Here is a 14460-nt window from a genome sequence, read left to right as displayed (position 1 = left end):
TTGACGTATACGTCAACCTGCCATTAGCTTAGCGCCATGACCTTTTGCGAGCGCTTCCATGAGCAGCCAGACCTACAGCATTTCCGACCTCGCCCGTGAGCTCGACATCACCACCCGGGCCATTCGCTTTTATGAAGAGCAAGGCCTGCTCAGCCCCGAGCGCCGGGGCCAGGAACGCATTTACTCGCCCCGCGACAAGGTCAGCCTGAAGCTGATCCTGCGGGGCAAACGCATCGGTTTCTCCCTGGCCGAATGCCGCGAGCTGATCGAGCTTTACGATCCGTCCAGCGGTAACACCAAACAGTTGCACAGCATGCTGGCGAAAATCAGCGAGCGTCGGGAACAGCTTGAACAGCAAATGCTGGATATCGAACAGATGAAACTGGAACTCGATACTGCCGAAGAGCGCTGTGTGCAGGCGCTGGAGCAGACGCTCAAAAGCCAGGAATCCATTCAGTAAATCCACACCGCCCCCTGCACATTCAGACAATCAGCACAGGTCGAATCCCCATGCCTCTCCCCACCCACGTACGCATTGTCGAAGTCGGCCCACGCGACGGCCTGCAAAACGAAGCCCAGCCCATCAGTGTTACCGACAAGGTGCAACTGGTCGATGCGCTGACCGCCGCCGGGCTCGGCTATATAGAGGTCGGCAGTTTCGTTTCGCCCAAGTGGGTGCCGCAAATGGCCGGCTCCGCCGAGGTCTTTGCGCAAATCCAGCGCAAACCGGGTGTGGTTTATGGCGCGCTCGCACCCAATCTGCGCGGCTTTGAAGATGCCCTCGCCTCCGGGGTCAAGGAAGTGGCCGTGTTCGCGGCGGCATCCGAGGCGTTTTCCCGGCGCAACATCAACTGCTCGATCAGTGAAAGCCTGGAGCGTTTCGTGCCGATCATGGACGCCGCGAAGCAACACGGGATAACCGTGCGCGGGTATGTGTCCTGTGTGCTGGGCTGTCCCTATGAAGGTCACATCGCCCCGGAGCAGGTCGCCCTGGTCGCCCGCGAGCTGTATGTCATGGGCTGCTACGAGGTCTCGCTGGGGGACACCATCGGCACCGGCACCGCTGGCGCAACCCGGAAAATGTTTGAAGTGGTATCAAAGGATGTACCCCGGGAAAAACTCGCCGGGCACTTCCACGATACCTACGGTCAGGCCGTGGCCAACATCTACGCCAGCTTGCTGGAAGGCATCTCGGTGTTCGACAGTTCCATCGCCGGTCTCGGCGGCTGCCCTTATGCCAAGGGGGCCAGCGGGAACGTCGCGACCGAAGACGTGGTTTACCTGCTCAACGGCCTGGGCATCGACACCGGAATCGACCTCGACGCGTTGATGATCGCCGGTCAACAGATTTGCACCGTATTGGGTCGTCCTACCGGTTCTCGTGTGGCCAGGGCTCGCAGCGCACAGTGAGTGCGCTGCGTGTATCCGGGTGTTACCGCACCGACTCAAACGTGGGCGCAAGCGAGTAACACGGAAACAAAAAGTAGGGTTTTGCCTGAGGCGGAAAACCCTACAAAACCGCAAACCATTGATTTTAAAGGCTTTTAAAAAGTTGGCACGAGCCCTGCTATATCTATCGCACAACAAGAATAAAAAATTGCGGCAAACCTAATAAAAACAAGACGTAACGACTCTGACATAACAAAAACAACACGGCAGAGACGCAGCTAACAGATTTTTTTGGAGAAGATGTGCTTTTCAGGGTGCTTTTCGGAGTTACCCGCAACCAGACAGAGAATAATAAAACTACCTTCAGGTAGCTCCAGAACTGGTTGGATCGCTTAGCGAGAAAGTAGATCAGCGCTCAAAAAAATACGTTTGCTCTTGATCCCGAATGGGGATCGCCAAAAACAGCGGTAAAGGGCAACGGTTGCCAAAAACAACAACAGACCGACCCTCAATAATAAAAAAAGAGCACGCGCAACGACAAATTAAAGGGGAGCTTCGGCTCCCCTTTGTGCTGTCTGGCGTTTGAGTTTGTCACCGCCCCCTGTGGGAGCGAGCTTGCTCGCGATAGCGGTGGATCAGCCAATATCCATGTTGAATGTGCTGCCGTCATCGCGGGCAAGCCCGCTCCCACAGGGTTACGCATCAACCCTGCCTGTTACGCAGCTCCTCGACACTGATCTCGCGCATGCGGAATTTCTGAATCTTGCCTGTTACCGTCATCGGAAACTCCTCGACGAACTTGAAGTAACGCGGCGTCTTGAAGTGTGCGATGCGCTCCTTGCACCACGCTTGCAGTTCCTGCTCGGTGGCGCTGTGACCGGGGTGGAACTTGATCCAGGCGACGATCTCTTCGCCGTAACGCGAGCAAGGAATGCCGATCACCTGCACATCGGCAACGGCTGGATGAGTGAAGAAGAATTCTTCCAGCTCCCGCGGGTAAATATTCTCACCGCCACGGATGATCATGTCCTTGTTGCGCCCGGCAATGCACACATACCCCTCGTCATTCATGCTGGCCAGGTCACCGGTGTGCATCCACCCTGCCTGATCGATGGCTTCCGCCGTGCCTTCGGGGTTGTTCCAGTAACCCAGCATCACGCTGTAACCGCGGGTGCACAGCTCGCCGATGGCGCCACGCGGCACCAGGTTGCCCGCTTCGTCGATGATCTTGCTTTCGAGTTGTGGCTGGGTGCGGCCGACGGTGGTCACGCGCAGTTCCAGCTCGTCTGAAGGACCGGTCTGCAATGACACCGGACTGGTTTCCGTCATGCCGTAGGCAATTTGCACTTCGCTCATGTGCATTTCGCTGATGACCCGGCGCATCACCTCGATAGGACAGGTTGCGCCCGCCATGATCCCCGTGCGCAGGCTCGACAGATCGAATTCGGCACGTTGCGGCTGATCGAGCATGGCGATGAACATGGTCGGCACGCCGTACAGTGCGGTGGCCTTTTCCTCGGCGACAGTGTTCAGGGTCAGCAGCGGATCGAAGGCATCGTTGGGGTAAATCATGGTGCTGCCATGGGTGATGCAGCCGAGGTTGCCCATGACCATGCCGAAGCAGTGATACAGCGGCACCGGGATCACCAGGCGATCGGCCGCCGTCAGGCCCAGGCTTTCGCCAACCATGTAACCGTTGTTGAGAATGTTGTAGTGACTGAGGGTCGCGCCCTTGGGAAAACCGGTGGTGCCAGAGGTGTACTGGATGTTCACCGCCTGGTCGAAATGCAGGCTTTCCTGACGCTCGCGCAATTGTTCAAGGGACACGCCGCCAGCCAGATCAGTCAGTTGCGACCACGGCAGGAAACCGCTGGGCGGCTGCACATCCAGGCTGATCACGCCACGCAACTGCGGCAACCGCTCGCTGAGCAATTTGCCGATGGACTGCTCCGCCAGTTCCGGCACCAGGCCCTGCAACATGGCGTGATAGTTGGAGGTCTTGAAGGCCCCGGCGCAGACCAGCCACTGGCAACCGGATTGCTTCAGGACGTACTCGAGCTCGGAACTGCGATAGGCCGGATTGATGTTGACCAGGATCACACCGATTTTCGCCGTGGCGATCTGAGTGATGCACCACTGCGCGCAGTTCGGTGCCCAGATGCCAAGGCGGTCTCCTGCTTGCAGCCCCAGCGCCAGCAGTGCCCTGGCGTGCAGGTCCGCAGCCTGCGCCAATTGCCGCCATGTGTAGCGCAGCTGCTGATGGCGTACTACCAGAGCCTCCCCGTCCGGGTACTGCGCGGCGGTGTTATCGAACGCCTGGCCGATGGTCATCGCCAGCAAGGCTTTGTCCTGGGAACCACGGGTGTAACTGCGTTGCGGGCTTGCACTGGGTTGATCCATGACGACCCCTATTGTCTTTATTGAATGGGCTACCGGCGGTTACCTGGACCTGTAGGAGCGAGCATGCTCGCGATGTAGGTCAACGATGACGCATACATGCCAGAAAAAATGCGTCGTTTTGAAGTTCATCGCGAGCATGCTCGCTCCTACAGGGTGGGTCCGCTGTTCTATCTTGAACTGGCTCTACTCTCGCTCAAGTTGACGTTAACGTAAAGGGCGATTGACAGCCATTCGTCACAGGCTTACGTTAACGTAAAGGTGAGAACCCATCGACAGTCTCGCCAACCGACAAAAAAGCCAAAAGGTGACCCATGAGCTACCCATCCCTGAATTTTGCCCTCGGTGAAACCATCGACATGCTGCGCGATCAGGTTCAGTCCTTCGTCGCCAGGGAGATCGCCCCGCGCGCCGCACAGATCGACACCGACAACCTGTTCCCCGCCGACCTGTGGCGCAAATTCGGCGACATGGGCCTGCTGGGCATCACCGTACCGGAAGAGTACGGCGGCGCTGGCCTGGGTTACCTGGCTCACGTCGTCGCAATGGAAGAAATCAGCCGTGGCTCGGCCTCGGTGGCCCTGTCCTACGGTGCGCACTCCAACCTGTGCGTCAACCAGATAAACCGCAACGGCAACCACGAGCAAAAATCCAGATACCTGCCGAAACTGATCAGCGGCGAGCACATCGGCGCCCTGGCCATGAGCGAACCGAACGCCGGTTCCGACGTGGTCTCGATGAAACTGCGCGCCGACAAACGCGGCGACAAGTACGTGCTCAACGGCAGCAAGACCTGGATCACCAACGGTCCGGACGCCAACACCTACGTGATCTACGCCAAGACCGATCTGGAAAAGGGTCCCCACGGCATCACCGCCTTCATCGTCGAGCGCGACTGGAAAGGCTTCAGCCGCAGCAACAAGTTCGACAAGCTCGGCATGCGCGGCTCGAACACCTGCGAGCTGTTTTTCGATGACGTCGAAGTGCCGGAAGAAAACATCCTCGGCGTACTCAATGGCGGCGTGAAAGTGCTGATGAGCGGCCTCGACTACGAGCGCGTCGTGCTCTCCGGTGGCCCGACCGGGATCATGCAGGCGTGCATGGACCTGATCGTGCCGTATATCCACGACCGCAAGCAGTTCGGCCAGAGCATCGGCGAATTCCAGCTGATCCAGGGCAAGGTCGCCGACATGTACACCCAGCTCAATGCCAGCCGTGCCTACCTGTATGCAGTGGCCCAGGCCTGCGAGCGTGGCGAAACCACGCGCAAGGACGCCGCTGGCGTGATCCTCTACAGCGCCGAACGCGCCACGCAAATGGCCCTCGACGCCATCCAGATTCTGGGTGGCAACGGCTACATCAACGAATTCCCTGCCGGTCGTCTGCTGCGTGACGCCAAGCTGTACGAAATCGGTGCCGGCACCAGTGAGATCCGTCGCATGCTGATTGGTCGCGAACTGTTTAACGAGACGAAATGAATTTCGTCAGCTGCAAGCGGCAAGCTTCAAGCGACAAGCAGAAGCGATCCCCTTGCAGCTTGAAGCTTGCCGCTTAAAGCTGCTTACGGAGTAAGCCATGATTCTGCACACCCAGCTCAACCCCCGCTCAGCGGAGTTCGCCGCCAACAGCGCGGCGATGCTCAAACAGGTCGACGCCCTGCATACCCTGCTCGCCCAAGTGGCGCAGGGTGGCGGCCCGAAGGCCCAGGAACGCCACACTTCGCGGGGCAAGCTGCTGCCTCGCGAGCGTATCAACCGCTTGCTCGATCCGGGTTCGCCGTTTCTGGAGATCAGCCAACTGGCGGCTTACGAGGTGTACGGTGAAGACGTCCCCGCCGCAGGCGTGATTGCCGGGATCGGCCGGGTCGAAGGCGTCGAATGCATGATCGTCGCCAACGACGCCACGGTCAAAGGTGGCTCGTATTACCCACTGACCGTGAAAAAACACCTGCGCGCCCAGACCATCGCCCAGCAGAACCGCCTGCCGTGCATCTATCTGGTGGACTCTGGCGGTGCCAACCTGCCACGTCAGGATGAAGTGTTTCCGGACCGTGAGCACTTCGGGCGGATCTTCTTCAACCAGGCCAACATGAGCGCCATGGGCATCCCGCAGATTGCCGTGGTCATGGGTTCCTGCACCGCTGGCGGCGCGTATGTACCGGCGATGGCCGACGAAGCGATCATGGTCCGCGAACAAGCGACCATCTTTCTCGCCGGCCCGCCGCTGGTGAAAGCCGCGACCGGTGAAGTGGTCAGTGCCGAAGACCTTGGCGGGGCCGATGTGCACTGCAAGATTTCCGGGGTGGCCGACCATTATGCCGAAAGCGATGAGCACGCACTGGCGCTGGCGCGGCGTAGCGTCGCCAACCTCAACTGGCACAAGCAGGGTGAGGTCCGGCAACGCACGCCGATCGCCCCGCTCTACAGCAGCGAAGAGTTGTACGGCGTGGTGCCGGCCGACGCCAAGCAGCCGTTCGACGTGCGCGAAGTGATTGCGCGCCTGGTGGACGGTTCGGTGTTCGACGAGTTCAAGGCGTTGTTCGGGACCACACTGGTCTGCGGTTTCGCCTACCTGCACGGTTACCCGATCGCAATCCTCGCCAACAACGGCATCCTCTTCGCCGAAGCGGCACAGAAAGGCGCGCACTTTATCGAGCTGGCGTGCCAGCGCGGCATCCCGCTGTTGTTCCTGCAAAACATCACCGGCTTCATGGTTGGCCAGAAGTACGAAGCCGGCGGCATCGCCAAGCACGGCGCAAAACTGGTGACCGCTGTAGCTTGCGCCAAGGTGCCGAAGTTCACCGTGATCATCGGTGGCAGTTTCGGTGCCGGTAACTACGGCATGTGTGGCCGCGCCTACGATCCGCGCTTTTTGTGGATGTGGCCGAACGCGCGCATCGGCGTGATGGGTGCCGAACAGGCGGCCGGTGTGCTGGTGCAGGTCAAGCGCGAACAGGCCGAGCGCAGTGGCCATGGTTTCAGCGCCGAACAGGAAGCCGAAATCAAGCAACCGATCCTCGACCAGTACGAAGAACAGGGTCACCCCTACTATTCCAGCGCGCGCCTGTGGGACGACGGTGTCATCGACCCGGCCCAGACCCGCGATGTACTGGCCCTGGCCTTGTCCGCGTCGCTGAACGCGCCAATCGAACCGAGCCGCTTCGGCGTGTTCCGGATGTGATCCTGCCCCTGTAGGAGCGGGTGCCCGCTTGCGGCACGCTCGCGATGGACTCAAGAACACCTCGGGGCCTCAGGTTTACAGCGTAATCGTTAACGACCATCGCGAGCATGCTCGCTCCTACAGTAAAAAGAGTGGAACTCATGAGCGACTTCAACACCCTCGAACTGCTGAGCGATCCAAGGGGTTTTGCGACTCTCTGGCTCAGCCGTGAAGAAAAGAACAACGCCTTCAATGCCGAAATGATCCGCGAGCTGATCCTTGCCCTCGACAAAGTCGCGAGCGATGCCAGCCTGCGGTTTCTGATCGTGCGTGGTCGCGGCAAACATTTCAGCGCCGGTGCCGATCTGGCATGGATGCAGCAATCGGCCGAACTCGATTACGCCACCAACCTCGATGACGCCCGGGAACTGGCGGAGTTGATGTACAACCTGGCCAAGCTGAAAGTCCCGACCCTGGCCGTGGTGCAAGGTGCAGCCTTTGGCGGTGCGCTGGGCCTGATCAGTTGCTGCGACATGGCCATTGGTGCCGATGACGCGCAATTCTGCCTTTCGGAAGTCCGCATCGGCCTGGCACCGGCGGTGATCAGCCCGTTCGTGGTGCAAGCCATTGGCGAGCGCGCCACCCGGCGTTATGCCTTGACCGCCGAGCGCTTCGGCGGCCAACGGGCACGGGAAATCGGTTTGTTGTCGGAGAGCTATCCGCTGGCGGAACTGGAACAGAAAGTCGAGCAGTGGATCGACAACCTGTTGCTCAACAGTCCAGCCGCGATGCGCGCCAGCAAGGATCTGCTGCGCGAAGTCGGCGATGGATCGCTGACCCCGGCACTGCGTCGCTACACCGAAAACGCCATCGCCCGCATCCGCGTCAGCCCGGAAGGCCAGGAAGGCTTGCGCGCATTCCTGCAAAAACGCCCGCCAAGCTGGCACGCACAAACCACCAAGGAGCCCCGTTGATGAGCGCACCTGTCCTCACCACCCTGCTGGTGGCCAACCGTGGCGAAATCGCTTGCCGGGTCATGCGTACCGCCAAGGCGCTGGGCCTGACTACCGTGGCCGTGCACAGCGCCACCGACCGTGACGCCCGGCACAGCCGCGAAGCCGATGTTCGCGTTGACCTGGGCGGCAGCAAAGCCGCCGACAGCTACCTGCAGATCGACAAACTGATCGCCGCCGCCAAGGCCAGCGGCGCCCAGGCGATTCATCCCGGCTATGGCTTCCTGTCGGAGAACGCCGGGTTCGCCCGCGCCATCGAAGCCGCTGGCCTGATTTTCCTTGGCCCGCCCGCCTCGGCCATCGACGCCATGGGCAGCAAGTCCGCCGCCAAAGCCTTGATGGAAACCGCCGGCGTGCCGTTGGTACCGGGTTATCACGGCGAAGCCCAGGACCTGGAAACCTTCCGCGCCGCCTGCGAACGCATCGGCTATCCGGTGCTGCTCAAGGCCACCGCCGGTGGTGGCGGCAAAGGCATGAAGGTGGTCGAAGACGTCAGCCAACTGGCCGAAGCCCTGGCCTCGGCACAGCGTGAGGCGCAGTCGTCGTTCGGCGACTCGCGGATGCTGGTGGAGAAATACCTGCTCAAGCCACGTCACGTGGAAATCCAGGTGTTCGCCGACCAACACGGCAACTGCCTGTACCTCAATGAGCGTGACTGCTCGATTCAGCGGCGACACCAGAAAGTCGTCGAAGAAGCCCCGGCGCCAGGCCTGAGCCCGGAACTGCGACGCGCCATGGGTGAAGCCGCCGTGCGTTCGGCACAAGCCATCGGCTATGTCGGTGCCGGCACCGTGGAGTTTTTGCTGGATGCGCGGGGCGAGTTCTTCTTCATGGAGATGAACACCCGCCTGCAAGTGGAGCACCCAGTCACCGAAGCCATCACCGGACTCGACCTGGTGGCCTGGCAGATTCGCGTGGCACGCGGCGAAGCATTGCCAATGACCCAGGATCAGGTACCGCTGGCAGGGCACGCGATCGAAGTGCGGTTGTATGCCGAAGACCCGGGCAATGATTTCCTGCCGGCGACCGGTCGCCTGGAGCTGTATCGCGAATCCGCCCAGGGACCGGGGCGTCGAGTGGACAGCGGCGTTGAAGAAGGCGATGAGATTTCGCCCTTCTACGACCCGATGCTCGGCAAGCTGATTGCCTGGGGCGAAGATCGTGAACAGGCACGCTTGCGCCTGCTGAGCATGCTGGACGAGTTCGCCATCAGCGGGCTGAAGACCAACATCAATTTCCTGCGGCGCATTATCGGTCATCCGGCGTTCGCCGCCGCCGAACTCGATACCGGCTTCATTCCACGCTATCAGGAACAGTTGCTGCCAGCGCCAGCGGAACTCAGCGAGGATTTCTGGCAAGCCGCCGCCCAGGCCTTTGCCCAGAGCCAGCCCCATGCAACCCGCACCGATGACCCGAGTTCGCCGTGGGCCGCACCCAACGGGCTGCGTGCCGGCTTGCCGAGAGAAATTACCCTTCACCTGAGCTGTGAAGGTCAGGACCGTGCGCTGACGCTGGGCGACATCGATGCCCACAGCGCACGCCTCAGGGGCGAGCAACTGCTGACCGAGCACGAAGGCGTGCGCCGTCAGCACCGGGCCATACGCCGTGGCGAATATCTGTACCTGCAGTGGAATGGCGAATTGCATCGCATCGAGTCTTACGACCCGATCAGCGCCGTCGAGGCCAGCCACAGCCATCAGGGCGGGCTCACCGCACCGATGAACGGCAGTATCGTCCGCGTCTTGGTGGAGGCCGGGCAATCGGTCGAAGCCGGGACGCAACTGGTGGTACTGGAAGCGATGAAGATGGAGCACAGCATTCGCGCACCCCATGCCGGCGTGATCAAGGCGCTGTACTGCCAGGAAGGCGAGATGGTCAGCGAAGGCAGTGCGCTGGTCGAACTGGAAGAAGCGTGAAATGAAGATCGGTCCTGCGCACTGCGTGGACCGATCCGATCAGAACCTGGCTGTTGCCTGAACCACTACGCCGATGATTCGACATTCGTCGGTGTACAAGGCTTTCGGATACGTCGGATTGAGCGGGACCAGGTAACGCTGCCCGCCCTCTTCGATCAACTTGCGAAAAGTCGCTTCGGCGCTGTCCGGCCACTGGGCAATGACCAGTTTGCCGGGCACCGCCTCCACCTCAGGGTCCACCAGGATCAGCATGCCTTGCGCAATGCTGATGCCGCTGGGTGCGGTCATCGCATCGCCCGTCACTCTCAACCAGAATGCCTGCCCCCGGGCGTGGTAATCGGATACCTCATAGAGCGCTTCTGCGTACATCGCGACCTCACCGTCGCGCAGCTCGGCAGGTTGGCGCCAGTCACTGATCGGGTAGCGAAAGTACGGGTTGTACTTCTGTGCCAGGGGCATTTCATCGTCCGTTGACGCCTGCGGTTCCCGGATCACCAGCGCCACTTCGAGAAACTCGAGACCCAGCGCCCGCAACACACGGTTCATGTCTTCGACGCCGGGTTCACGACGTTTGTTGAGCCAATGGCCAATGCCGCCCTGGGACATCCCGAGGCGCTCGGCGAGTATCTCTTGAGTGATTTTGAGTTCACTCATCTTGGCCTTGACCAATTCAATCCATTTATCCATGTGCGGCACGATACGTGGGCGACTCCTACCATCAAAACACAAATTGTAGTATTTAAACTATCGTCATAAATACATAACGTATTAATATCAATTCAAGGATCTGAATCCAACACGGAGCTTGCCATCGCCATGAACACACCCGCCAATGACCTGCCGGACCCGCAAATCGATACTACCCTCACCTCTTCCCTGGACTCTGCGGCGGCACAACGCGCGCTGGACTACTACTTGAAACCTGCTGTTTCGGAAGAGGTGGCCGAGTCGCGTTTTTTTGATGTGAACCGAAATATCAGCGGCGAAGAGGCGCTGGTCCATGCCCTGGACCTGTTGCGCTGTGCTGCTGCCACCGCGCACGAGTCAGCCAATCACCTGCACGGCGCAGACCGAGACCTGGCGTTTTCGACGGTGCACATGATCGACATGGCGAAGGCGATGGTCGATCGATCGCTGGAAAAGTATGAAAACCGTTAAGGAGAGAAGGTGAATCAAGAGGACAGGAAAGAATTTTCCTATCGCACAGGTGAAAACGTTTGACTTGCAAACGAGAATGATTATTATTGCACCAACTGATCGCGAGATCAGTCGATGGACCAGGCGACCTTAGGTCGGTCTCCTGGACTATCTCCTCATCAGGCTAATCACGGTTTTTGACCCGGCTTTTTGCCGGGTCTTTTTTTTGCCAGTTTTTCTGGCTTTTGGCTTCAGGCTAATGAAGTCTTCAGGTGTCGCAAATTCGATGGCGCGGATGATATCAAAAGAATATCGAATGGCAAGAAAAGCCCGGCACCATTGGTTCAAACCAGCGACAAATAGCACTTGAGAATCAATCGCACAGCCTCTAAGCTGCGACGGCGTCAAGGAAGACGCCCCCACCTCTGCACCCCGCAATTTCCCTCGGTTTCACCCTTCCCTGCGTGTAAAGTAGCGGCCATAAAAATCATGTTCAGGAACCGATTATGACCGTGACCAAATCCTCTTTCGATATCAGTGCCAATTTCGACAGCGGCAACATCCAAGTCATCGACATCAGCGATCCGCTCAAACCGCTTCTGGCCATCCGCCCGGATACCAAAAGCAACCATTTCCAGTGGTTCCACTTCAAGGCCAGCGGCCTGCATGTCGGCCAGGAACACTGGTTTCGCCTGAACAATGCCAGCCAATCTTCCTATAACAAAGCATGGACCGGTTATCAGGCGGTGGCGTCCTACGATCACGTCAACTGGTTCCGCGTTCCGACCATTTTCGAAGGCGACTGCCTGCGCTTCAGTCTCGAGGCCGAGCAGACCCACGCCTGGTTCGCCTACTTCGAACCCTACAGCCGCGGCCGCCACGACTGGCTGATCGAGCAGGCACTGAACAAGGCCGGCACCGAACTGCTGGCCACCGGCAAGAGCGTCGAAGGCCGCGACATCCAGTTGTTGCGCAAAGGCACCGGGGCCGAAGGCCGGCGCAAGGTGTGGATGATTGCCCAGCAACATCCGGGCGAGCACATGGCCGAGTGGTTCATGGAAGGCGTGATCGAGCGTCTGGAAAAACACGACGACCCGGTGTTGAACAAATTGCTGGCCAGCGCCGACCTGTACCTGGTGCCGAACATGAACCCGGACGGTGCCTTCCACGGCCACCTGCGCACCAACGCCATGGGCCAAGACCTCAATCGCGCCTGGCAGAGCGCCAGCCAGGAAATCAGCCCGGAAGTCCTGTTCGTTCAGCAGCAGATGGAAAAGTACGGCGTCGATATGTTCCTCGACGCCCATGGTGACGAGGAAATCCCCCACGTATTCACCGCCGGGTGCGAGGGCAACCCTGGTTACACACCGCGAATTGCCAAGCTCGAGGAGCACTTCCGTACTCATCTGAAGCACACCACCAAGGACTTTCAGACCAAGCACGGCTACACCCGCGACGAACCGGGCAAGGCCAACATGACACTGGCCTGCAACAGCGTCGGGCAGAAGTACGACTGCCTGTCACTGACCCTGGAAATGCCATTCAAGGATCACGACGACCACCCGAACGCGGAAACCGGATGGTCGGGCAAGCGCTCCAAACAGTTGGGCAAGGATGTGTTGACCACGCTTGCCGATATGGTCGATACCTTGCGTTGATTCGCTCACCAACTGCCTGTCAGTGGTGAGGGAGCTTGCTCTCTCACCAATGACAGTCTTCACCCTCGATCCTTACCCCGCAACATGCTATCGAGCACCCCATCACGCCGCACCCAACCGTGAAACAACGCTGCCGCAAAGTGCAGCAATACGGTCAGAAACAACAGATACGCCAGATACCCATGAGCCTTGCGCAAAAACGCAAAGACCTGCGCGTTCGCCGGCACAATCGACGGCAGCTGCAGCGAAGTGCCGAGCATTACCGGTTCGCCCGACGCCGAAATCATTGCCCAGCCCAAGAGCGGCAAGACCAGCATCAAGGCGTACAGCAACACATGCGAGGCCTTGGCTGCCAGAGCCTGCCAACCGGGCACGTCCGCTGGCAGCGGTGGCTGCGTGGTGGAAAAGCGCACCACCAGACGCACGATCACCAGCAACAAAATCGCGATACCCAGGGGTTTATGCAGGTGAATCAGCCATTCATGACGCTCGGACACAGAGGCAACCATGCCAGCCCCGATAAACAGCATGGCAATGATCATCAACGCCATCAGCCAGTGCAGCAGGCGCGCCAGTGGGGCGAAGTGGTTCGGTTGGGTGCTCATTGCTGTGCCTCCTGTTTGGCGGCGGGCAACTGACTGACTTCGCTGGTGCGACGCAGGTAGGAATTGGCGTAACCGGCTGAACGAGCGGCGAGCAACGGGTCGTCGGAACCTTCGATTCCAGCAGGCAACACCAGCGGATCGTAATTGATGTCACGGCATTCGCCGTTGAGCTGCGGCTGAGTCTTTTCAAGCACCAGCGTGCCAGCGTTCAACACCTTGCGCCCTTCGGGCCAGGCCTTGCTGGCGTCGTTGACCGGATCACCGGGGTCGGCCAGGGTGATGTTCAACTGCCAACGCAAGGGGCCTGCAGCGATTCGCTGAACCAGATCTTTCTCCAGAAAATCACTGCCTTGCGGTGTCGTGGCCCCCGGTGCGTCCTGGGCCAATGGCACCATGTTCCAGCGCACGGCCTGGCGTTGGCCTGTCGCGTTGACCAGGTAGAACGCATTGACGCTGTTGTAGTTTTCAGTCACGTAACTGGCCGACGGCTTGGCGGTTTTGATCCAGGCCAGGAAGGGTGCGGATTCGGGATGTGAACCAAAGAACGCCGGCACGGCCTTGGGGTCCGGTTTGCCGGTGGCCGGGTCTGGCGACTGGGCTTTTTGCAATTGATAGAACGCCTCGGGCGTGCCCACCGGGAACACCGGCATGCTGTTCATCCCGGTGCGCCATTGCTGTCCGTTAGCCTGGGTGAAGCGCAACGCCATGCTACGAATCGGCACGGCACCGTCCAGCGCGTAAGGATTGCCGGCCGCCAGGGCAAAACGGCCAACCACCGGCGTCCGCGCGTCGTTGAACACCTGAGCGATGGAATAGCTGCGCGCCTCGCCGCTGCTCTCGAAATGCCCGATCACGCACACACCTTTGGAGTGATTGCGACGGAACCCCGGGTGCACGCCATTGTTGGTTTCCAGCACATTGATCAGTTTCTTCGGGGTCAGGCGCTGTGGGTCGAGAGTGCCGTTGACGTAGGCAAACGCCCCGGCCACTGCGCCAACGACCACGGCAATGCCAGCCAGACGCAACGTCAGGCTGGCTGCGCTCAGGGGCGGCCGGGTTGGCGGTGATGATCGATCTACCATGAAAGACTCCAGGGCCATCGGCCACAAGTGAGAAGAATCAAGCAGACGAACCGCACGCAGGTTTATTCCCACACGCAGTTTTTATTTTTTCTGACGTGGAATAA

13 protein-coding genes are annotated in these 14460 nt (G+C 59.7%); 8 read left to right on the top strand and 5 right to left on the bottom strand.

Translation table 11 applies throughout. The features are described 5' to 3' along the window. The first annotated feature begins 58 nt into the window (after positions 1-58). A complete protein-coding gene (locus CAG47_RS16505) occupies positions 59-460 on the top strand; it encodes a MerR family DNA-binding transcriptional regulator (RefSeq protein ID WP_085725920.1) in 402 nt (133 codons plus the stop codon). Positions 461-510: 50 nt separating this feature from the next. Continuing rightward, a complete protein-coding gene (locus tag CAG47_RS16500; RefSeq protein WP_085725919.1) occupies positions 511-1410 on the top strand; it encodes a hydroxymethylglutaryl-CoA lyase in 900 nt (299 codons plus the stop codon). A gap of 681 nt (positions 1411-2091) precedes the next feature. Here CAG47_RS16500 and CAG47_RS16490 read toward each other — a convergent pair. After that, positions 2092-3789: an AMP-binding protein gene (locus CAG47_RS16490; protein ID WP_085725918.1), complete on the bottom strand. Its 1698-nt coding sequence runs from the start codon at positions 3787-3789 to the stop codon at positions 2092-2094. Between the two features lie 311 nt (positions 3790-4100). Between CAG47_RS16490 and CAG47_RS16485 the strand changes: the two genes are divergently transcribed. The 4 genes from CAG47_RS16485 to CAG47_RS16470 all read left to right on the top strand — a co-directional run bounded on the left by CAG47_RS16485 (position 4101) and on the right by CAG47_RS16470 (position 9874). Further along, positions 4101-5264, top strand: a complete 1164-nt coding sequence (locus CAG47_RS16485; RefSeq protein WP_085725917.1) for an isovaleryl-CoA dehydrogenase — start codon at positions 4101-4103, stop codon at positions 5262-5264. Positions 5265-5361: 97 nt separating this feature from the next. After that, a complete protein-coding gene (locus CAG47_RS16480) occupies positions 5362-6966 on the top strand; it encodes a carboxyl transferase domain-containing protein (RefSeq protein WP_085725916.1) in 1605 nt (534 codons plus the stop codon). 140 nt (positions 6967-7106) lie between these two features. Continuing rightward, entirely contained in the window at positions 7107-7919 is an 813-nt protein-coding gene (locus CAG47_RS16475; protein WP_085725915.1) for a gamma-carboxygeranoyl-CoA hydratase, read from the top strand. After that, the gene (locus CAG47_RS16470) at positions 7919-9874 is read left to right on the top strand and encodes an acetyl/propionyl/methylcrotonyl-CoA carboxylase subunit alpha (protein WP_085725914.1); all 1956 of its coding nucleotides are present in this window, start codon (positions 7919-7921) and stop codon (positions 9872-9874) included. Before CAG47_RS16475 ends, CAG47_RS16470 begins: the two co-directional genes overlap by 1 nt. A gap of 39 nt (positions 9875-9913) precedes the next feature. Here CAG47_RS16470 and CAG47_RS16465 read toward each other — a convergent pair whose 3' ends face one another. After that, positions 9914-10561 carry a LexA family transcriptional regulator gene (locus tag CAG47_RS16465; RefSeq protein ID WP_085725913.1) on the bottom strand — a complete coding sequence of 216 codons (648 nt, stop codon included), beginning with the start codon at positions 10559-10561 and terminating at the stop codon, positions 9914-9916. 129 nt (positions 10562-10690) lie between these two features. On the opposite strand from CAG47_RS16465, the gene CAG47_RS16460 reads away from it, so the two are divergent. Then, positions 10691-11032 carry a DUF6124 family protein gene (locus tag CAG47_RS16460; protein WP_085725912.1) on the top strand — a complete coding sequence of 114 codons (342 nt, stop codon included), beginning with the start codon at positions 10691-10693 and terminating at the stop codon, positions 11030-11032. A gap of 147 nt (positions 11033-11179) precedes the next feature. Here the strand turns inward: CAG47_RS16460 and CAG47_RS28750 are convergent, their stop codons facing one another. Beyond that, positions 11180-11419 carry a hypothetical protein gene (locus CAG47_RS28750; RefSeq protein ID WP_177409008.1) on the bottom strand — a complete coding sequence of 80 codons (240 nt, stop codon included), beginning with the start codon at positions 11417-11419 and terminating at the stop codon, positions 11180-11182. A 98-nt stretch (positions 11420-11517) separates the two neighbouring features. Between CAG47_RS28750 and CAG47_RS16455 the strand changes: the two genes are divergently transcribed. Further along, positions 11518-12669: a M14-type cytosolic carboxypeptidase gene (locus CAG47_RS16455; RefSeq protein WP_085725911.1), complete on the top strand. Its 1152-nt coding sequence runs from the start codon at positions 11518-11520 to the stop codon at positions 12667-12669. A 59-nt stretch (positions 12670-12728) separates the two neighbouring features. On the opposite strand, the gene CAG47_RS16450 is transcribed toward CAG47_RS16455, so the two are convergent. After that, positions 12729-13274 carry a cytochrome b gene (locus CAG47_RS16450; RefSeq protein ID WP_085725910.1) on the bottom strand — a complete coding sequence of 182 codons (546 nt, stop codon included), beginning with the start codon at positions 13272-13274 and terminating at the stop codon, positions 12729-12731. Beyond that, positions 13271-14356, bottom strand: a complete 1086-nt coding sequence (locus tag CAG47_RS16445) for a catalase family peroxidase (protein ID WP_085725909.1) — start codon at positions 14354-14356, stop codon at positions 13271-13273. The genes CAG47_RS16450 and CAG47_RS16445 overlap by 4 nt, the downstream gene beginning before the upstream one ends. Positions 14357-14460: the final 104 nt, after the last annotated feature.

This window comes from Pseudomonas sp. R37(2017) (genome assembly GCF_002113375.1).
GTDB lineage: Bacteria > Pseudomonadota > Gammaproteobacteria > Pseudomonadales > Pseudomonadaceae > Aquipseudomonas.
The sequence above is the reverse complement of the archived record's forward strand: the minus strand, read 5'-3'. Positions and strand labels throughout refer to the sequence as shown.

Excerpts from the sequence above, each read along its gene's own strand:
- CAG47_RS16505 (WP_085725920.1), top strand. The coding sequence starts at position 59 with ATGAGCAGCCAGACCTACAGCATTTCCGACCTCGCCCGTGAGCTCGAC.
- CAG47_RS16500 (WP_085725919.1), top strand. The coding sequence starts at position 511 with ATGCCTCTCCCCACCCACGTACGCATTGTCGAAGTCGGCCCACGCGAC.
- CAG47_RS16490 (WP_085725918.1), bottom strand. The coding sequence starts at position 3,789 with ATGGATCAACCCAGTGCAAGCCCGCAACGCAGTTACACCCGTGGTTCC.
- CAG47_RS16485 (WP_085725917.1), top strand. The coding sequence starts at position 4,101 with ATGAGCTACCCATCCCTGAATTTTGCCCTCGGTGAAACCATCGACATG.
- CAG47_RS16480 (WP_085725916.1), top strand. The coding sequence starts at position 5,362 with ATGATTCTGCACACCCAGCTCAACCCCCGCTCAGCGGAGTTCGCCGCC.
- CAG47_RS16475 (WP_085725915.1), top strand. The coding sequence starts at position 7,107 with ATGAGCGACTTCAACACCCTCGAACTGCTGAGCGATCCAAGGGGTTTT.
- CAG47_RS16470 (WP_085725914.1), top strand. The coding sequence starts at position 7,919 with ATGAGCGCACCTGTCCTCACCACCCTGCTGGTGGCCAACCGTGGCGAA.
- CAG47_RS16465 (WP_085725913.1), bottom strand. The coding sequence starts at position 10,561 with ATGGATAAATGGATTGAATTGGTCAAGGCCAAGATGAGTGAACTCAAA.
- CAG47_RS16460 (WP_085725912.1), top strand. The coding sequence starts at position 10,691 with ATGAACACACCCGCCAATGACCTGCCGGACCCGCAAATCGATACTACC.
- CAG47_RS16455 (WP_085725911.1), top strand. The coding sequence starts at position 11,518 with ATGACCGTGACCAAATCCTCTTTCGATATCAGTGCCAATTTCGACAGC.
- CAG47_RS16450 (WP_085725910.1), bottom strand. The coding sequence starts at position 13,274 with ATGAGCACCCAACCGAACCACTTCGCCCCACTGGCGCGCCTGCTGCAC.
- CAG47_RS16445 (WP_085725909.1), bottom strand. The coding sequence starts at position 14,356 with ATGGTAGATCGATCATCACCGCCAACCCGGCCGCCCCTGAGCGCAGCC.